Annotated in this window: 20 protein-coding genes; 16 read left to right on the top strand and 4 right to left on the bottom strand. The window is 31.2% G+C overall.

Translation table 4 applies throughout. The features are described from left to right. The first annotated feature begins 62 nt into the window (after positions 1-62). The 8 genes from rplK (at position 63) to OF377_RS02945 (ending at position 7,186) form a co-directional block, all read left to right on the top strand. Positions 63-518, top strand: a complete 456-nt coding sequence (gene rplK, locus OF377_RS02980) for a 50S ribosomal protein L11 (protein ID WP_263836400.1) — start codon at positions 63-65, stop codon at positions 516-518. 8 nt (positions 519-526) lie between these two features. After that, a complete protein-coding gene (rplA, locus tag OF377_RS02975; RefSeq protein ID WP_263836399.1) occupies positions 527-1,216 on the top strand; it encodes a 50S ribosomal protein L1 in 690 nt (229 codons plus the stop codon). Positions 1,217-1,323: 107 nt separating this feature from the next. Then, positions 1,324-2,205 (top strand): energy-coupling factor transporter ATPase, encoded by an 882-nt coding sequence (locus OF377_RS02970; protein WP_263836398.1) that lies wholly within the window; start codon positions 1,324-1,326, stop codon positions 2,203-2,205. Continuing rightward, positions 2,193-3,482 (top strand): ATP-binding cassette domain-containing protein, encoded by a 1,290-nt coding sequence (locus OF377_RS02965; RefSeq protein ID WP_443080800.1) that lies wholly within the window; start codon positions 2,193-2,195, stop codon positions 3,480-3,482. Before OF377_RS02970 ends, OF377_RS02965 begins: the two co-directional genes overlap by 13 nt. 2 nt (positions 3,483-3,484) lie before the next feature. After that, entirely contained in the window at positions 3,485-4,825 is a 1,341-nt protein-coding gene (locus tag OF377_RS02960; RefSeq protein WP_263836397.1) for an energy-coupling factor transporter transmembrane component T family protein, read from the top strand. 42 nt (positions 4,826-4,867) lie between these two features. Continuing rightward, positions 4,868-5,737, top strand: coding sequence for a hypothetical protein (locus OF377_RS02955; RefSeq protein ID WP_263836396.1), 870 nt, complete (start codon positions 4,868-4,870; stop codon positions 5,735-5,737). Positions 5,738-5,749: 12 nt separating this feature from the next. Continuing rightward, a complete protein-coding gene (locus OF377_RS02950; RefSeq protein ID WP_263836395.1) occupies positions 5,750-6,460 on the top strand; it encodes a YebC/PmpR family DNA-binding transcriptional regulator in 711 nt (236 codons plus the stop codon). A 6-nt stretch (positions 6,461-6,466) separates the two neighbouring features. Continuing rightward, the gene (locus tag OF377_RS02945) at positions 6,467-7,186 is read left to right on the top strand and encodes a hypothetical protein (protein ID WP_263836394.1); all 720 of its coding nucleotides are present in this window, start codon (positions 6,467-6,469) and stop codon (positions 7,184-7,186) included. On the opposite strand, the gene yihA is transcribed toward OF377_RS02945, so the two are convergent. Beyond that, the gene (yihA, locus tag OF377_RS02940; protein WP_263836443.1) at positions 7,183-7,776 is read right to left on the bottom strand and encodes a ribosome biogenesis GTP-binding protein YihA/YsxC; all 594 of its coding nucleotides are present in this window, start codon (positions 7,774-7,776) and stop codon (positions 7,183-7,185) included. The two genes, OF377_RS02945 and yihA, sit on opposite strands and share 4 nt — an antisense overlap. 2 nt (positions 7,777-7,778) lie before the next feature. Then, entirely contained in the window at positions 7,779-8,069 is a 291-nt protein-coding gene (locus OF377_RS02935) for a YneF family protein (RefSeq protein WP_263836393.1), read from the bottom strand. Between the two features lie 109 nt (positions 8,070-8,178). Between OF377_RS02935 and OF377_RS02930 the strand changes: the two genes are divergently transcribed. Then, on the top strand, positions 8,179-11,133 hold the full coding sequence (locus tag OF377_RS02930) for a cation-translocating P-type ATPase (RefSeq protein ID WP_263836392.1): 2,955 nt from the start codon (positions 8,179-8,181) through the stop codon (positions 11,131-11,133). Positions 11,134-11,478: 345 nt separating this feature from the next. On the opposite strand, the gene OF377_RS02925 is transcribed toward OF377_RS02930, so the two are convergent. Both OF377_RS02925 and OF377_RS02920 read right to left on the bottom strand, forming a co-directional pair. Continuing rightward, a complete protein-coding gene (locus OF377_RS02925; protein WP_263836391.1) occupies positions 11,479-12,048 on the bottom strand; it encodes an O-methyltransferase in 570 nt (189 codons plus the stop codon). Next, the gene (locus OF377_RS02920) at positions 12,029-12,490 is read right to left on the bottom strand and encodes a transposase (protein WP_263836390.1); all 462 of its coding nucleotides are present in this window, start codon (positions 12,488-12,490) and stop codon (positions 12,029-12,031) included. The genes OF377_RS02925 and OF377_RS02920 overlap by 20 nt, the downstream gene beginning before the upstream one ends. A 242-nt stretch (positions 12,491-12,732) precedes the next feature. On the opposite strand from OF377_RS02920, the gene gmk reads away from it, so the two are divergent. The 7 genes from gmk to OF377_RS02885 all read left to right on the top strand — a co-directional run bounded on the left by gmk (position 12,733) and on the right by OF377_RS02885 (position 20,314). Continuing rightward, positions 12,733-13,305, top strand: coding sequence for a guanylate kinase (gene gmk / locus OF377_RS02915; RefSeq protein ID WP_263836389.1), 573 nt, complete (start codon positions 12,733-12,735; stop codon positions 13,303-13,305). A 1-nt stretch (position 13,306) separates the two neighbouring features. Then, positions 13,307-14,290, top strand: a complete 984-nt coding sequence (locus tag OF377_RS02910; protein WP_263836388.1) for a hypothetical protein — start codon at positions 13,307-13,309, stop codon at positions 14,288-14,290. Between the two features lie 12 nt (positions 14,291-14,302). Continuing rightward, complete coding sequence (locus tag OF377_RS02905; protein WP_263836387.1) at positions 14,303-15,139, top strand: PP2C family protein-serine/threonine phosphatase; 837 nt, start codon at positions 14,303-14,305, stop codon at positions 15,137-15,139. Positions 15,140-15,142: 3 nt separating this feature from the next. Continuing rightward, positions 15,143-16,255, top strand: a complete 1,113-nt coding sequence (locus OF377_RS02900) for a serine/threonine-protein kinase (protein WP_263836386.1) — start codon at positions 15,143-15,145, stop codon at positions 16,253-16,255. A gap of 2 nt (positions 16,256-16,257) precedes the next feature. Continuing rightward, positions 16,258-17,124 (top strand): ribosome small subunit-dependent GTPase A, encoded by an 867-nt coding sequence (rsgA, locus tag OF377_RS02895; RefSeq protein ID WP_263836385.1) that lies wholly within the window; start codon positions 16,258-16,260, stop codon positions 17,122-17,124. Positions 17,125-17,214: 90 nt separating this feature from the next. After that, positions 17,215-18,738 carry an ammonium transporter gene (locus OF377_RS02890; protein WP_318032052.1) on the top strand — a complete coding sequence of 508 codons (1,524 nt, stop codon included), beginning with the start codon at positions 17,215-17,217 and terminating at the stop codon, positions 18,736-18,738. A 43-nt stretch (positions 18,739-18,781) separates the two neighbouring features. Next, positions 18,782-20,314, top strand: coding sequence for an ammonium transporter (locus OF377_RS02885; RefSeq protein ID WP_318032051.1), 1,533 nt, complete (start codon positions 18,782-18,784; stop codon positions 20,312-20,314). Positions 20,315-20,481: the final 167 nt, after the last annotated feature.

Raw genomic sequence — 20,481 nt, 5'->3', positions numbered from 1 at the left:
TCGTTAAACCACGTAGCGAATACTAAAAATATTTAAATAGAAAGATATATGAGGTGTTGCGTGTGGCTGTAGTCAAAAAGAAAAAAGAAGTTACAAGAATCGCAAAATTAAATTTAATTGGTAACCAAGCAAAACCAGGTCCAGCATTAGCGTCTGTCGGTATTAATATGGCCGAATTTACAAGAGCGTTTAATGATAAAACCAAAGATCAAAACGGAAAAGTTATTCCAGTTGTGATCACTGCTTACAAAGATAAATCATTCGACTTTGTTGTAAAAACAACTCCGGTTGCTTACTTACTAAAAGAAGCGGCAAACATCCAATCTGGAGCTAAGGATTCAAAAAAACAAGTTGTAGCTACAATTTCTAAGGAAAAGGCGTTAGAAATTGCACGTTATAAACTAGTTGATATGACTGCTTATGATGAAGAAACTGCGCTGGGAATGGTTGCAGGTTCTGCTAAGCAAATGGGTATTAAAATCGAAGGATACAGTCCTTATAAGGCAGATAGGGAGTAAAATAGTGTATGAGTAAATTAACAAAAAAATTAAAAGCTGTTTATGAAGGTTTTGACAAAAACAAAGCATACAGTTTAGAAGAAGCGATTGCTTTAGCACAAGCTAAATCAATTACAAAATTCGATGGTTCAATGAATATTGCTGTTAAATTAAACTTAGACACGACAAAAGTTGAACAACAACTACGTGGATCAATTGCTTTACCACACGGTAATGGAAAAGATGTACGTGTCTTATTATTGTCTGAAGATGTAAGTGCTGAAGATGCTAAAGCAGCAGGTGCTAACTATTTTGGTGGCGTTGATTACATTCAAAACATTGAAAAAATGTTAAATGATATTGATGTTATTATTACTGATCCAAAAGTAATGCCAAAATTGGCTCGTTTAGGAAAGGTGCTTGGTCCTCGTGGATTAATGCCTAACCCAAAAATTGGAACTGTTACAACTGATGTTTTAAAAACGGTGAAAGAATTTAAAAAAGGACGTTTAGAATATCGTACTGATACATACGGAAATATCCATATGAATATTGGAAAAGTTTCTTTTGATGTAGAAAAAATTAAAGATAATGCTCTTGCTTTATTAACTTTAATTCGTTCTCGTAAACCATCAACTGTTAAAGGACAATATATTCAAAATATTACTATTTCACCAACAATGGGTGCTGGTGTTAAGGTTTTAATTCCAAACAACTAATAACTAACATATTTCTAAAGATAAAAACAAGTTCTATGCTTGTTTTTATTTTTTGTTATAATTATAATTTATTATAATTAAACCACATTCACATAAGGTTTTTATCTATGTCACAAAATACGAACAATACTATTATTAAATTTAAAGAAATCGATCATTTAATCAACGAATCTGCTACAGCTGTAAGTTTTGAAAATGTTTATTTCTCATATAATGAGGATCGGGTGATTTTAAAAGATGTATCTTTTGAAATTAACAAAAACGAGTATGTGTGTATTATCGGTCATAATGGTTCAGGCAAATCAACTATTAGTAAAGTACTCACTGGATTATTAAAACCTGCATCCGGAAAAATTAAGTTATTTGGAATTGAAATTAATGAGGTTAATTTAAAATTTCTTCGCAATAATATTGGGATTGTTTTCCAGAATCCTGATAATCAGTTTGTTGGAATTACAGCTGAAGATGATATTGCGTTTGGTCTTGAAAATCGTAAGGTGCCTTCCCATCAGATTTGAGATATTATCGCTGAAGCAGCTCAAGCAGCGGGCGTTTATGATTTATTAAAACGTGAATCACTTGAACTATCAGGTGGTCAAAAACAACGTGTTGCGATTGCATCTGTATTAGCAATTAACCCTGAAGTTATTATTTTTGATGAATCAACGTCAATGCTTGACCCAAAAGGGAAAAAAGAATTAAAAGAATTAATGATAGGGTTACGGGATGTAACCAAAAAAACAATCATTTCCATTACTCATGATATGGAAGAAGTGATTAATGCAGATAAAGTTATCGTAATGAAGGCAGGGGAAGTTCAATTTATTGGCAAACCCCAAGATGTTTTTGAGAACGAGGATAAACTAAAGGCAATGAATTTAGACATTCCTTTTACTTTAAAATTATCAAAGTTATTGAAACAGAGTGGTTTAGATGTTGATCTAACCTTAAATAACAAGGAGTTGATTAAAAGAATATGCCAAAAATAATGCGGACATCCAACCCCGATTTAAGTATTAGCGTCAAAAATTTATATGCGGTTTATGATGAGAATCAGGAGAACCAATTTGTAGCTTTAAACAATATTAATTACGATTTTGCTAAAAACAAAATTTACTGCATTATTGGTAATTCTGGATCAGGTAAATCCACTTTAGTAACTCATTTTAACGGCTTATTAATGTCAAAATATGGATACATCATGGTGGATGATATTGTTGCGGGTGACTACTATAATATTAGTAACCACTTATTAGGCGTTATCGATAAAAAAGATAACATTATTAATAACCAATTATGAAATTATAAACTTGATGATTGAAACTTTCTTGTTCTATTTAGTAATAAAGTAAATAAGAAAATCGCACGAATTTTATTTGAAGGACAATATAAGCGCAAAGTTAAAAGTGTGAAATTTATTAAGGATTTAGGTTTTACACGTAATCATCATTTAAATAATGTTGCCAAGGTTGCGGTTATTCGGATTGATGAAGATAGTTATTTAGAAATTAATGATGCTTTATCGTTTGAAGATCTTAAGGAATTTGAAGTTCGTCATTTACCTGATATTAAGACTAACTTCAAATTAACAAAAAAATTAAAAAATTACAAAAAGCTGCGTCAAAAAGTTGGTTTTGTCTTCCAATTCCCTGAATACCAATTATTTAAACATACAATTGAGCAAGATATTATGTTTGGTCCAATGAATTTTGGGATCAAAAAACAAGAGGCTCGAAAAAGAGCTAAAAAGTACTTAAACAAACTTGGTTTAAGTGATGAATATCTTGAATATTCTCCTTTTGGTTTAAGCGGGGGACAAAAACGCCGAGTAGCAATTGCAGGGATTCTCGCAATTGAAACAGATATGTTGATTTTCGATGAACCAACTGCGGGACTGGATCCGGTTGGTGAAGAAGAAATGATGCAAATCATTATGGATGCTAAGAACGAAAATAAAACTGTTTTTGTTATTACCCATACAATGGACCATGTATTACAAATTGCTGATGAAGTAATTGTGATGCATGATGGTGAAATTATTAAAAATGGTTCAGTTTATGAAATTTTTACTGATCAACAACTAATGAATAAAACATCAATTGCCCCACCAAAGGTAGTTACAACTATTAATCAATTAGTTGCTGAAGATGCAAGCTTTAATAAATTATTTGAATACCAACCACGAACAATCGAGGAGCTTGCGAATGCGATTGTTGATTTAAAATCTAATAAAGATAAAACAGAATTAAGAAAGCAAGGTGAATAATTATGAGTGCTAATGCATACATTTTTCGAAGATCGGTCATTCATCGCCTAAACCCGGCAATGAAATTTATTGCATTCTTGTTGCTAATCGCAATGATTTTTTTACCACTCGGCTTCTTTGCTCAATTTTTTATTGGTGTTTTTATTTTAATTATTTTCTTTGTTGCAAAACTACCATGAAGAATGTTATGAAATATTTTTAAATCCGTTCTCTTCCTATTTTTCCTACTATTGTTAATTAACTGGATGACTTATAAGGAACCTATTGCAATTTTCAATATTGCTCAACAGGGAGTTTTATTTGGAAATTTAGATTGAGTTAAAACCCCGGGTTTATATGAACAAACACATCAAATAGCGCACTATCAAAATAATGGGATTGAAAACTTAATTTCCCCAATTTGAGGGGGAGAAATTAAAACATATTTGAACCCAAGTTTCTTTACTGATCCTAATAGTTTTGATTTTCAGAAATTCTTAATGGTCAATGATCTCAAAGAAAAAGATTTTATTAAAAAATTAGCAAGCACATTCGATAGTTTAGAGGAAGGTGCTATTAAGAATAATTTCATCACTACTTTTGGAACTATTAAAAACAATGATTTTCCCCATTTAGAATATCATCATTTAGCCTACTGAATGAGTATTTCGAACTTTAAATTACCATTTATTGATCCTACTGATCCTACAAATGTTCAAGCAGTTAAATATTTTGGTTTATCTTTAAGTCAAGCTAAGGAACATTTAGGTGGGCTAAACAGTATTATTTTATATACTCGTTCTGCAGTTGCGTTATCACCAGTTGCAATTCAGTTAGCTTTGTATATTTCAATTAAAATTTTCTTAATGATTGTTTTAGCATCAATTTTAACTTCGACAACTTCATCAATCGAACTAACAAATGGCTTAGAAGATTTATTAACACCATTTAAGATCTTACGATTACCCGTTACGGAAGCATCGATGATGATTTCAATTGCTATTCGTTTTATTCCATCTTTATTAGACGAATCAAAACGGATTTTAAACGCTCAAGCCTCACGGGGTGTAGATTTTAAAAATGGAGGATTTGCTCAAAAAATTAAATCACTTGTTGCATTAGTTGTTCCTTTATTCTCAATTGCCTTTAAAAAAGCGGAGGATTTAGCGAATGCAATGGAAGCACGGAGTTACAATCCCCGATACGCAAGAACAAGATATAGAAACTTTTCGTTGCAATTAATAGATTGGGTCTTATTTTCGATCTTATGCGTTTTTGTTGGATTCATAATTTCACTAGCGGTTTCTAAAATTTACTTTACACCGTTTGGAATGTTTGAAGCAACGTCATTATTTTCTAAATAATAAACTCTGCAAAGAGAGTTTATTTTTTATAATATATATCATATGGGAAAGAAATTTAATAAAATAAAATTGTATCACGCTGGACTAGGGATATTTGGTGCGTGTCTTTTATGTACTACTACTGCTTGTTCATTGGTTATTCCTGATAACTTAAGCTTTAAAACTTATGTTGGTTTGGCAAATGATATATTAGCTGGGCTGGATAATAAAATTATCAACAATAAAGCGGCGATTTTACAACTTAAAGAAGTCAGTAGCCACTTTACTTTTGTTGATGAAATACAAACTAAATTAAGCACTAATGCTCGTTTTCTTGCACGACAACAAGTGAATCGGAAATTATTGACTGATATTAAAATCTACCAGGATAAACAAGCGCAAGTTTTAAAAACAGTAGATAACGATGGCTTAACTGATTTTCAATCATATTTAACTTATGATTATAAACGTATAAAGATTGTTAGTCTTGCATTTTTTAAGGAATTTATGACAACACAACGCATTAGCCAGTTTGATTCATTTAAAGCTTTAAATAGTGAACAAATTACTTCTGTTACTTTCAACAAAAATCCTGATGATTTAAATGTTTCTTTCTTTGTTTATTTTCAAGATCCAAGTGTGCCTCCCATTAAAATTATTTTGGATCAACATTTAGGGATTAAGCTATTTAAATATCAAATGTATAGTTTAATGATTAATACAACGAATGCATACATTAAAAAACATTCTGCAAACGATTTTGTCGGAATTTTTAATTATCAAGATCTTGAACGTTATTTAACAAATGCTGCATACAAAAAATTTTTCGACAACCAGTTAAAAATTAATATGTATTTACAATTTAATAATTTATATACACAACAAAAAGATATTGTGTATGCTTACCAAAAAGAAAAAATTTTAAAACAATAGGAGTTTATTTATATGCCACGAAAACATTTAATTGCAAGCGGAATTAACAAGAAACAACAACAGCAGGCTAAAATTTGAATGAAATGTGCCAAAGAAATTAAGGCAGCTGCAAAGGTTGGAGGTACAAATCCAGAAGCAAATCCACGTTTAAAAGCGGCTATTACGCGCGCTCTTGCCAATAATTTAAGCCGTGATTCGATTCAAAGAAATATCGAAGGCGCAAACAAGGACAGTCAAAATTTAGTTGAACTAACTTATGAAGCTTTTGGACCAAATGGATTAGCAATTATGATACACTGTTTAACTGACAATGAAAACCGCACAATTAGTGCGATTAGGGGTTATTTATCAAAATTGAATGCAAGTTTAGCTAAACCTAATTCTGTTGCGATGTCATTTAATGAATATGCGGTTTTTTTAATTAACAAAAACGATGTAATTGAGGATCAAATCATTGCAGCACTTTTAGAAGTTGATTTAATTGATATTGAATTAATTGAAACAATCTACGAAGTTAAAGTCAGCAAAGATCATTTTATTCAAGCAAAAAATGCACTTGCTGCTAGTAATATTCCAGTTGTTAGCGCTGATATTAAATGAGTATCGGATGAATATATTGCATTGGATGAGCAACAAAAAGAAAAACTTGTTCGTTTTATTAGTGCATGTGACGATGACGATGACATCCAATGAGTTGCGACAAACTTTGAAGAAGAGATCTAATTACCTATGAGTTTTGATGCTAAACGTAATCTCCAAACCATTCTTTATAACAAACGCAGATTAAAATCAAAAATTATTAAAGCTGCGATATTTTCGGGTTTGTTTACGATTATTTCAAGCGCATCAATTGTTTTAAGTGTAACTAAAAAAAATGAACTTTATATTGAAGAAACAATTAGTTTAATAAAAGAATACAATAACACCGATTGAACAGCTTATATCGGGTTAACAGTAGATCAAGAAGCTAATTTTCAAACTACTAAAAGCGGTTATAATTATAAGCGAATTACTAGCTTCAATGATTATTTGCAGCTGAATAATCACTGGGTTTCATACGATGCTGATCCAAAACAGCATCTAGGTTTGATCCGCAAGTTAACAACTGGTAAATTTAATGCTCAGTTTTTTGAAAATTATGATTTGTTGGTTATTAGTTATAACCAATTATTTCGCTATTATTTGCTCAACTACTATGATGTTGTTGATAATCAATTAAATTTTTACTATCTTGATTATTATGAGTTATTTAACGGGAATGAAAATATGTTTAATAATTTTCAAATTATGGTAGACCAAATAAATTACAATCACATTCAAACGGTATTGGTTCCAGTGAATAAAGAGATTGCAACCAATGTTGTTTTTCACTCCATTCGTTATTCAAATGAACTTAAAAAATTCTATGAGACAAAAATGCAATTTTTAAATAAAGAAAAAAGCAACTAGTTAGTTACAGTTGCTTTTTGTTTATTATTTTTTTGAATTACTGACTTCATTAAACGTTTTAAAAAATCAATGTTAGTTTTATTTTTCGCAGATACCAAAATAATTTGTTCTGGTTTAATTTGAAACATCTTAGTGATTTGGTGCAAATGGTTGTGGAAATAAGATTTATTAGCTTTATCGGCTTTGTTTAAAACTAAAAAATGATCGTATTTTTGGTTTTGAAAAAAGATGGACATCTGTGCATCGATATCAGTTAAAACATTTAGATCACAAATTTGAAAAACAGCTTTTAGGTTAGTACGTTGAGTTAAATATTGATCAATCATCATTGTTAAATTTGTTTTTTGATCTTTATTAACTTTTGCAAATCCATAGCCTGGTAGATCGACTAATCGATAATCAGGCAAATCAAAGAAATTTACTAATTGTGTTCGCCCAGGGGTATTTGAAGTTTTAGCGATTTTCTGGTTTGCTAATGCATTAATTAAAGATGATTTTCCAACATTTGAACGTCCGATAAAACAGATTTCAACTTTGTCATCTTGAATTCATTCTTGTTTAGTAGGTGCTGATTTTAAGAATTTCATAATTCCTATCGTTGATTACGGTTCGCACGGTTAAAAATTTCGTTAACTTGTGCTTCGCTTGGTTTACGACCGACTTGTGAGTAAATCATACGAATTGTATCCTTTGAAATTGGTGGGTTTTTCTTTAGTTGACGTTTCATAACTTTTGTAGAAATTACGAAACCAATAATTAATCCCGCAATTAGAAATAAAACAATTCCAATACTTAAACCAATTTTGATTGAACTTAATTCGCCAGCTAATTGTTCAGCTGATTCGTTTACTGTTTGTAAAACAGCGGTGATTTTATCTAACATATTTAAATACCTCGTCTATATCTAATATATTATTATAATAAGGATTATGTATTAATTTGAATTTTAATTAAATATTAAGTAAAATATAAATCTATAAGGAGAATTATAAGTGAAAAGAAAAAAAGAAAAAGAACCCCTCTTGTGGGATTATGATATACAAGAAACTGATCCAATTAATGGGTTAAATGACAAACAAGTAACAGAAAATCGTAACCGTTTTGGAACGAATGTTATGCAAAAAAAGAAAAAAACTAGTATTGTAGTTAAATTCTTTAAGCAATTTCTTGATCCAATGGTTTTGTTACTTGCTGTTGCAGGGATTATAACCCTTGCCCTGGCTATTGTCCACCCTGCTGATGACACTGTTGAACTTATCACATCATATGTTGAATTTGCGGTTATTTGTTTTATTTTATTGCTAAATGCATCATTTGGTGTTTATCAGGAAACAAAAGCAGAAAAAGAAAGCGAAGCTTTGAGTCAACTAACCTCCCCACACGCTAAAGTTGTTCGTAATGGAGAAACAATGCAAATTAGTGCGCAAGATGTTGTTGTTGGTGACCTCTTAGTTTTAGAGGCAGGAGATAGCGTTCCTGCGGATGCATTGCTGATTCGTTCATCATCACTGGAATGTGATGAAGCGATTTTAACTGGTGAATCCTTACTTACAAGTAAAGATGCTGACGCAGAAGTAGACGTAAATGCAGGAATTGGAGATCAGAAAAATAAAGTTTTTGCATCAACAAATGTTGTTAATGGAACAGGTAATGCTGTTGTTGTTAATATTGGGATGCATACTGAAATCGGGACAATTGCTGACTTAATAAACAAACAAAAGGAAGAGAAGACACCTTTACAGCGTAAAATTGGAAAATTGTCCAAAATTATTGGTGGTTTTGCAAGTGTACTGTGTTTAGTTGTGCTTGTAATGTATGTTTATCTTGTTGGTGGTGGTGACTGAAAAACTAGCTGAGCAAGTGCCTTAATTCTTGCAATTTCATTGTCTTTTGCAGCAATCCCAGAAGGATTGGTAGCGATTGTGACTATCATTCTTTCCTTTGGTGTTAAGCAAATGAGCAAAAAAAATGCGTTGATTAAACAATTATCAGCAGTTGAAACATTAGGTTCTGCAAACGTTATTTGTTCAGATAAAACTGGAACATTAACGCAAAACAAAATGACAATTACTCATTTCTACACTCCTGAAGGAGGATTAAAAACTTATCAAACAGATCAAAAAGCCCAAAATTTATTAGAAACAGCAGTTATTGTGAATAACGCAACTTCAACGGTTGATGATAATAATGTTACAGTTTATTTAGGAGATCCAACAGAAACTGCTATTTTACAAGCATGACATCAATTTAAAATCGATGATGAAACACTTGCCAACAAATACGAGCGGGTATTTGAATATCCATTTGATTCTGATCGAAAAATGATGAGTGTTGTTGTAAAAAATAATGGCCAATATTATCTATTTACCAAGGGTGCGATTGATATGATTAGTCAACGCACAAGCGAACCTTTGGATCAAAAGAGCTGAAACGCAAACACTAAGATGGCAGACAGTGCCTTACGGGTATTAGGAGTTTGCAAAACTTTATTAACAGATTGAAATGAAGAAATTCCTGCAGAAACAATCGAGCAAAATTTGAACTTTATTGGTTTAATTGGAATGATTGATCCTCCGCGACCTGAAGCAATTCATGCAATTGACATTGCTAAAGAAGCCGGAATTCGTCCGATTATGATTACAGGTGATCATATTCAGACTGCTAGTGCAATTGCTCGCCAAATGCATATTTTAGAAGCTGATCAAAAAACAATTAGTGGTGCAGAATTGCAAGCAATGGATGATGAAACATTATCATCAAGTATTAGTGATTATTCTGTTTATGCACGTGTATCACCAAGTGATAAAATTCGCATTGTTAATGCGTGAAAAAAACACGACAAAGTCGTTGCAATGACTGGTGATGGAGTCAATGATGCTCCCGCATTAAAGGCAGCTGATATTGGGTGCGCAATGGGCATTATGGGAACTGAAGTTTCAAAACAAGCAGCAAATATGATTCTAATTGATGATAATTTCAAAACAATTGTACGCGCAGTTAAAATGGGTCGTTTGATTATGGATGCCATTAAGCGTGTAATTATTCTGTTATTAATCACAAATTTATCAGGATTAATTTCTTTATTCTTTGGTTTAATAATCTTTAATATGTCACCGATGAGTAGTTTGCAGGTATTATGAATTAATATTGTATCTGAAACTCTTCCAGGGATTGCATTGGGGTTAAATTTTACAAGTACTAACCTAATGAAAAACAAACCACTGTCTAAATCAGCGCCAATTTTAACAACACGAATGTGGTTGCAGATTATAGTTACGGGTCTATTTATTGGATTTAGTTCAATTCTCTTGTTCTATTTAGGGGTTAGTGGTTCTTTACATAATTTCAGTTTAGAGAATATACGATATTTATTCCAGAATTTTAACACTTGAGAGTTAAATATTAAAGAGAATTTGCATTTTGTTCTCCCAAGCCATTATAGCATTGGCGAAATTCATGATGCAATTGGCGCAGGCTCTGCACTATCGTTTATGTTTATGGGATTAATGCTATCTTTTAATGCAGCGATTCTTAAAGTTAACCATTCAATTTTAATTGACTCGTTTAAAGATTTACGTTATGTTTTAATAACCATTTCAATTTCTTTTGCAATGATGTTTATGCTTGTTTATATACCGGGACTAAACAGTGTATTTAAAGTTAAACCACTCTATACTGGTGGGTATGAATGATTTAATGTTTTACCATTCTTGTTTGTTGGATTCTTGTTCATAATATCTGAATTAATTAAATTGGTAAAATATTTCAAGCTATTACGTGTATATCAAGACTATAAACACACTTATAAAGAATTTAAAACAATTTTATATAAGTTACGCGAACATTTAAGAAATAGACCTCAAGATGAAGAGCAAGTAAACGCTTTAGTCTTGAATGTTAAAATTCGTTTAAAAATGTTAAAACACCAAGTTCGACTACATCAATAATAATTAAGAATCCCTACAAAGGGATTCTTTTTTTACTCTATTTTTATTATTAGTGAGATGAATTAGTAATTATTTTTATGTGCCAAAATTAAGTTGCATTTATAAGTGGATTTTTAATTCTTATGTAATCTTTAGTTTCAGATTATTAAAATAACAAAAGTATTTATTAAAACATTTAATAGTTAGGAGTTTTGACAAATTTGTTGAAAAAGTGTTTACAAAAAAAGATAAGCAAAACTAGATGAGTAGTATTTACTAGTTATAGATACATAAATAATGTGATAGTAAGAGAAAAAAACCATTCTAAATTCATTAAAAAAAACCAGCGAAAAATTCACTGGTTTTTTAATTTTTAAATTGAATAATTCCTAAACCATCATCGATATCAATTATTTCAAAAACATACTTTGTTTGCTTCTTTAAATAATTAATAAATTCGTCAAGTTTATTTAGTAATTTATTTTGGTTTTTTGTTTTTATTGGTAAATCTCTAATTGCTTTTAAATATAAGTTATCAATAAACATTACCCCATTTGAATTAAGGTACTGGATATATTGATCAAACAATTTGATTTGGGAACCTTTTGGTCCATCAATTACTAATACATCATATTTTTGATCAGGTGTGTAATTAAAACAATCAGTATTAAAACTTTGAATCAAAGTATTTTGCAAATAGCCTTGTGCAATCGCAAACCGTTCAGGATTTTTTTCCAATGTTACTATTTTTTGAATATGTGAACAATGCACTAGGATACTTAGCGCACTATAACCATATGCGGTGCCGATTTCTAAATAACTTTGGTAATGATGCGAATTTAAAAAATTGATCATATAATTAATGGTTTTGTCACGCATTAAAGGGATATGATCAATTAAACAATGTTTTTTTAAGTTAGTTAGTCGGTGTTGCATCGTGTTTGTGGTTTTTGCATAAACCCATTGATTTCATGTATTGGTTGATTGTCTTGTAGTTTAATTTAATATTGTATTGTTCATTTAAAATTGTTGCTATTTTTCGACAACCAATGTGTTTAGGATGAGCTTCATAAATTCGACGAACATAATCTTTATTTCGACTTTTAATTGGACATTGATTATTAATTTTATGAGCCTGCAACCATTTATAATATCCTGAAATATTAGTATTTTCAAACAATTTAATTAGTTTCGTCAATTGTAAATTGTGTTTTTCTACTAACTGGTAAATAACCTTGTATTTAGTTGGTTTACAACTAATGTTTCTATATTGCAAAATTACTCGACAAATATGGTCTTGTTCTCAAGGACAATGGTGTTTATGAGCAAGGCCAATCGAAGCGCATTCTTCCGGAGATAAATGACATTTTTCTGACATCGTATACATTCCTTTACAATTAATATCGCTTATATTTTATTAGGTTTATCTTTTTTTATCTACTACTAAAATTTTTGATGTGCTAATTTTTGTCCCCAAATGACAAAATTAATACCACATTTCAATAATAAATAAGATTTATAAATTGTTCTTATTTAGTGTGGATTATCCTCCAGTTTTATTTATAATATATAAAATAAGTTCATACGCTAATTTGTATGCGCGAAGTTTAAGGAAAAAATATGCATAAAGGAAAACTGATTGTTTTTTCTGGTCCAAGTGGTGTAGGAAAAAAAACAATTTTAAATCAAATTTTTAATAATAATTATCTTAATTTAGCTTATTCGATTTCAATGACAACTCGTAAGCAACGTGATGGTGAAGTCGATGGTGTGGATTATTATTTTGTCGATGATCAACGTTTTAATAAAGCAATTGACAATAACGAATTAATCGAATGAGCCGAATTTGTCAACCATAAGTACGGAACATTAAAACAAGAAGTTGAACGATTGCGAAATAAAGGAAAAAATGTTTTGTTGGAAATCGAGGTTGTGGGTGCTTTACAAGTTCTTGATTTATATAAGGATGACGATTTGCTATCGATCTTTTTGCTACCACCAAACTTGAGAGAATTAGAACGTCGTTTATTATCTCGTAACACCGAAAGTAAAGAAGTAATTGCTCAACGTTTAAAAAAAGCAGAAAAAGAGATGCAAATTAAGGATGTTTATCAATACAACATTATTAACGATGACCCTAAAAATGCAGCAGAAGTATTGGAAGCGATTTTAAATAAGGAATTACGTCGTTAGTATGAACTGTTTATTTTTTGATTATACATTAACAGATTTGCAAAAATTTTGTGTTGAACATGAAAAAAATAAATTTCTTGCCAAACAAGTTTATGAATGAGTGTATGGTAAGTTAGTTTGAGATTTTAAGGAAATGAGTAATATCAGCAAGGACAACCGTTTGTGATTAGCTAATAATTTCAATTTCCAAGAGATTAAAATCTTACGACAAACTCAAAAAAACACAGTTGTTTATTTAGAAATTCAAATTGACAATCAATATTTATATGCTGCATTAAACACACAAAATAACCAAGCAGCATTAAGTTTAGAAATCGGGACTAATTGCTCAGCACATTGCGATAAATGTGCAAGCAATTTAAATATGTATTCAATATCAAGTCTAATTCATGTTGTTTTGCTAATTCAAAAGACATTTGAATTAAAAATTAATCATCTCTATTTGAACACATTTAATTTAAATGATATTAATTTAAAAATTTGAGATAAAGTGGTTGCTCGATTCAATGAAGCGGATGGTTTACAAATTGGTAAACGAAAAATTAATTGAATTACTAATGGTTGAAATTTTGATTACAACGAATGATTAACTTATAATAACCACATTGATTTAATATTTGAATCTTATGGACTAGCAACAGAATTAATTAGTGATATTTTCGTAGGACTACAGCCTAATATTTCGAAATGAAGAGCAAACTTAACATCAATGGGATTAAATTCGCGAAATTTGCTTCATTTTAGTTATTTTTTATTAAAATCAAAAAATGATGGTTCACAACAGATTCAAGATTTTGCTAATTTAGTATCGAATTTTCGTTATTATTTAGACTTTTTAGTATGGAATCAGCCAACAAACACAAAACTTATGACAAAGAGTATGTATGAATTAATTGGGATCTTTGCACAACAAGCAGTAATACGTGTTGAATGAAAGATTCCTAGTTATTTTACATGTGAAGATAAAAAGAAGCTCTTTAATTAAAAAGGGGTATTTATGGTGCAATTCAATTATTTAACCGATATTGGTGCTTATCGCAGCCACAATGATGATGTTTCATTAGTTGTTAAAAACGAATGAGATCAAGTTTTATTAGTAGTATGTGATGGTTTAGGAGGTTATGCTGGATCAAGCACAGCAAGTTTAATTGTTAGTGATACAATTAAAGATGCTTTTTTACGCACAGATTTGAAAATGATCGCTAGGAAGCAAGAATCAAATGAAGCTTTAGAAGAAAAAGAGCAGGAAGAAGCTGTTCTGTTAGAAAACAATAAATCCGAATCATGTAGCGGACAAAACCAAATTCGTTCATGATTAATTGAACTAATTCACCAAGCGCAAAATAAAATTACACAACAAGCAAATATTGATGATCAAGCGTATCAAATGGCAACAACCCTTGTAGTGTGTTTGATCATTAATAATCAGGTTTATACGATGAATATTGGTGATTCACGTGCTTATTTACTAACTGCTGATAAAGGTTTTAATCATATCGGTTATGATCATAATGTTTTAAATCGTTTAAAACAGATGAATGCAGAACCTAATTTATATAAAAAATATGAGAAAAATCTCTATAGTTTAACACAATATATTGGTCGTTTGTCTAACGTTGTTTTAACTTATGATTTTTATGTGAACCAATTAAAAAAACATGACATTATTTTTTTAGCGTCAGATGGCTTTTATCCTTATTATGAAATGAATAACTTATATAGTTATTTAACTAACGAAGATGATAAAGAAAAAATTCAGCAAACATTATTAAAAACTGTAATTGATAATGATTCACAGGATAATATTTCATTTGCGTATTATATTCATTGATAGATTATGCCTTTGTTATTTGCTAATCACACATTAATTGTTGATCCCCAAACTAATGTCTCTTATAAGGTAATTAAGCACATCGCAAATGGTGGTTTTAGTGAAATTTATCTTGTTCAACCGTCTAATAACACAAAATTAGTTGTTTTAAAGATTATTACAACTAATGATGTTAAACAGAAAAATGTCTTAAGGGATGAGATTAGAGTGTTTAATATGTTAAAAAATATTAATCACCAAGCACAAGAATATTTAATTAAATATCATACAAATTTTAATTATATCTATCATAACCAAACTTATTTATGTTTGATTCTTGAATATTTTGATGGAATGAGTTTGCGGGATTATTTAGACAAAAATATTTTATTAACGCCGAGTAAAGCGCGTTTAATAGTCCAACAAATTGGATCAGTTTTGGATTTTTTTCATAATCTATCCCCACGTTTAATTCATAAAGATTTAAAACCAGAAAACATTTTAATCAATCAGTCATTAACTAAAATTAAGTTAATTGATTACGGAGCAAGTTATGTTGCATACGATAATAAAGTATTAACAATAGATGATGAATTAAAATGTACAACTGTATATGCATCCCCTCAATTAGTGCAAATTGATTATCGCCAGCATCCTTATCTGATTTTTAATCCGCAATTTGATTTGCACTCACTTGCGGTCTTATATTACGAATTATTGACGGGGACTGATCCATTGCATTATGAGCGTTTCAAAAAATTTCCCAAACAAGATATTTATTATTTAAAAGCATGGCAAACATTTGATTTTTTAGACCTAGATACGATTAACCCACAAATTAATCCAGCAACAAACCAATTGATTCGTAACGCTGTGCTATCTAAGAGTAATGATAAAACTCAGATTTTTACATCTGTACAAGATTTTTTAACTGCATTAAAACAAATCGAAAATAACACACAAACAAAGGGATTAAATCGTCAAAAAAATCTTGTTCTTTATAATGACTTGCGTTCTTTAAATAAAATTACATCATCTGATCAGCCATGGTATATGCATTTGGGGTGGCAAATTGCGATGGTGATTTTTTTAGTGTGTGTTTTGTTAACCATTATTATAGTTGTAAGTTTAGTTAGGTAATTATGCAAGCAAAAATTATTCAATTAGTTAAATCATCATTTCAAATTTATTTATACGATGAACAAATCATTGTTCCCGCTTTAATTAAAGGGATTTTTAAATATGAAAACCAGAAACATAAACCGTTAGTTGGTGATAATGTTCAAGTAGAATTGATTGACAACCAATATGTGATTGTCGCTTTTACCGAACGCACGAATACATTGATTAGACCGCGGATTGCGAATGTAGACGTGGTGGTAATTGTATCATCATTTCAACAACCATATTTAAATGTTTATCAATTAAACAAATTAATAGCTTATTATGAATTCCAAAATATTAGACATGTAGTGTTAGCATTTAGTAAATATGATTTATTAGATGACCAGAATGAAGCAGATACAATAATCCAAAATTTTCGAAAAGACAATTATCAAGTTTTTAATTTACAAAAGAAAACCGATTTAAATGTTTTAAAAAATCTAATTACCAATCACGTTTTCTGTCTAGTTGGTCAGTCTGGTGTAGGAAAATCAACTCTAATTAATAAATTATTACAAGCAGATGTACAAAAAACTCAAGGTGTATCATTGAGTTTACAGCGGGGTAAAAACACAACAACAGCAACAAAATTAATCCCAGTTAGTAATGCTTTTTTGGTTGATACTCCAGGGTATTCAAGTTTAGACTTATCGATACTAACGCCCCAAGAATTAGCCCGAAGCTTTAAGGATTTTGCACAATTGAGTTTGAAATGTAAATTTCAAGACTGTTTGCATGTTTCAGAACCAATGTGTGCAGTTAAACAAGCGATAGAACAACATGAAATTCTTGAATTCCGATACAAAGATTATTTATTAATGCTTAAAGAAGTTAAAAACTCGTAAATATATATGTTGGACGTATTCTCTTAGGATATAATAAAGGGGTATTATGTTTGCATAATATTGATAAAAATTATAAAAGAGGTAATAATAATGACTTTAGGTGTTGATAAAGACATTTTCTTCTCCAGTCATGAATTAACCTTTGTTAGTGCGTTTGATAATCAAACTGAACTGACAGCAGTCGGATACAATCCAACAAACACTTTACTCGCTGCGTTAGCGATTGTGTTTGTTTTATTAATGACTCCGGCACTAGGTTTATTTTATGGTGGATTAACGCGTCGAAAATCTACATTAACAATCATCAACCAATGTGTTGCTTCCTTAGGAATTACAACCATTATTTGAATTTTCGGAGGGTTCAGTTTAGCATTCGGACCTTCTGTTGGTAACGGTATTATTGGTGATCCATCAGCTTATTTTGCATTCCGTAATTTATTGTTTGCGGATGGATGATCAGGACAAGTGGGATTAGTTTTTGCTAATTTCACAAATGGTGTACCATTAATCTTATTCTTTGCATACCAATTAGCGTTTGCAATTATTACACCACCATTAATGGTTGGTGCCTTTGCTGACCGTATGAAATTTAAGAACTACTTAATTTTCCTTGTGTTATGACAATATTTAATTTACATTCCGTTTGCACACTGAATCTGGGGACAAGGTTTCTTAGCTGCTGCGGGTGTAGTAGACTTTGCAGGGGGAATTGTTATTCATACAACTGCAGGGTTCGGTGCTTTAGCTGCATCATTTGTTTTAGGAAAACGTTATATCTTAAAAACAGATAAAAACCGACCAAATAATATTCCAATGACAATTTTGGGAGCAACTTTATTGTTCTTTGGATGATTTGGTTTTAATGTTGGTGGTTCAGCATTTACCAAAGGCGATGCTGCTACATGAAGCATTGCAACATCATCATGATTAAACACAATCATTGCAATGGCGGTTGCGATGGTGATGTGAATGATTTTTGAAACTATCTTTAACAAAAAACATAAACCAACATCAGTGGGAATTGTAACCGGTGCAATTGCGGGGTTAGCAACAATTACTCCTACTGCAGGTTATGTTCCAATCTGAAGTGCCCCTGTTATCGGTCTTGCCGCAAGTGTTGTGTGCTATGGATGTACACGTATCATGCACCATTCAAAAATTGATGACTCACTTGAAGTGTGAGCAGTCCACGGAATGGGTGGAATGACTGGTTCGCTTTTAATTGGAGCTTTTGCTTCACGAGATGTTAATCCGAATGGATTATTATATGCTGTGATTGGGGCTGAACCAAGTGAATATGGAATGTTATTTGGTCTGCAAGTTGGTGCAGTAGCACTAGCGGCTGCTTATGCTTTTGTATTTACTGCCTTAATTGTATTAATTACTAAACCTCGTCTAAGTGTTCGTCAACAATTAGGCCATATCGACTATATGTTGCATGACGAAGATGCTTACTCTTTTGATTTTGTCCTACCAACTGCAAAAGAATTAGCAAGTCAAATGGTTGCTGATAACAAGCGTTGAGAAAATGTTTTTGGAACAAAGGATCAAGTTGTTGTTTTGAATAATGATAACAAAGTTGTTTTAAAACAAAATCAACAACAAGTAAAATAGTTATGGTACAAACTATTAATCAGAAGAAAGTTGGTGGTGACTAGTGTCTGAACATACAATTAAACTTGATTGGCAAGTGGGTGCCCAACATGTAACTCACGATCTGCATTACTTATCTGCTAATGCTTCGAGTGAACTTTTAGAATCTGTTAGTTTTAATCCGACAAATACATTGCTAGCAGCACTAGCCATTGTGTTTGTGTTATTAATGACACCGGCACTAGGATTATTTTATGGAGGGTTGGTGCGTCGGAAAGCAATCTTGACAATTATCAACCAATGCGTTGCTTCTTTAGGAATTACAACCATTATTTGAATTTTCGGAGGGTTCAGTTTAGCATTCGGACCTTCTGTGGGACAAGGAATTATTGGTGATCCATCAACATATTTTGCCTTCCGCAATCTATTATTTTTTAATGGATGAGGTGGAGAAGTGGGATTAGTCTTTGCTAATTTCACAAATGGTGTACCATTAATCTTATTCTTTGCATACCAATTAGCGTTTGCAATTATTACACCACCATTAATGGTTGGTGCCTTTGCTGACCGTATGAAATTTAAGAACTACTTAATTTTCCTTGTGTTATGACAATATTTAATTTACATTCCGTTTGCACACTGAATCTGGGGACAAGGTTTCTTAGCTGCTGCGGGTGTAGTAGACTTTGCGGGTGGAATTGTTATTCACGTGACTGCCGGGTTTGGTGCTTTAGCTGCATCATTTGTTTTAGGAAAACGTTATACTTTAAAAAATGATAAAGTAAAACCTAATAACATTCCATTAACAATTCTTGGAGCTGCATTATTATTTATGGGATGATTTGGTTTTAATGTTGGGGGTGCAGCCTTTAGTGCGGATGCGGCTTCATCATTGAGTCTAATGACATCATCATGATTAAACACAATCATTGCAATGGCCGTTGCGATGGTGATGTGAATGATTTTTGAAACGGCATTTACTAAAAAACACAAACCAACATCAGTGGGAATTGTAACCGGTGCAATTGCGGGGTTAGCAACAATTACTCCTACTGCAGGTTATGTTCCAATCTGAAGTGCCCCTGTTATCGGTCTTGCCGCAAGTGTTGTGTGCTATGGATGTACACGTATCATGCACCATTCAAAAATTGATGACTCACTTGAAGTGTGAGCAGTCCACGGAATGGGTGGAGTGACTGGTTCGCTTTTAATCGGAGCTTTTGCGATGAAAGAAGTTAACCCTAATTTAATGTACAGTGTAATTGATGAACGAATGGTCAACCCTGCATTATTATTTGGGTTGCAAATCGGAGCAGTAGCACTAGCAGCTGGTTATGCCTTTACATTTACTGCGTTCTTAGTACTAATTACTAAACCACGTTTAAATGTTCACCAACAATTAGGTCATATTGATTACTTACTACATGGTGAAGATGCATACAGTATGGATTTTTTAATTGTAACTCCTGAAGAGATTATGCAAGCACAATTAGAAGATAAAACAAAAATTAATCAACGTCTTAGTGGGTATGAAACAAAAAAAGAACGTTATGAATACATTTCATGACATCACGAACCTGAGACTCCACACCACTAATTAGCGATAATTTTATATTTACAAAAAACTCAGTTGAAGAACTGAGTTTTTGTTATGTTAATTATTTTTTTGAAAATAGTAAAAAAAGCATATTTTTTGCCGTATTTAGAAATTTTTATATAACTTTTTTATAAAATATAAATCATTAAATGTTTTGTAAAAAAGTC

Source organism: Ureaplasma sp. ES3154-GEN (genome assembly GCF_025780075.1).
GTDB lineage: Bacteria > Bacillota_I > Bacilli_A > Mycoplasmatales > Mycoplasmoidaceae > Ureaplasma.
This window is presented reverse-complemented; position numbering and strand designations above follow the sequence as displayed.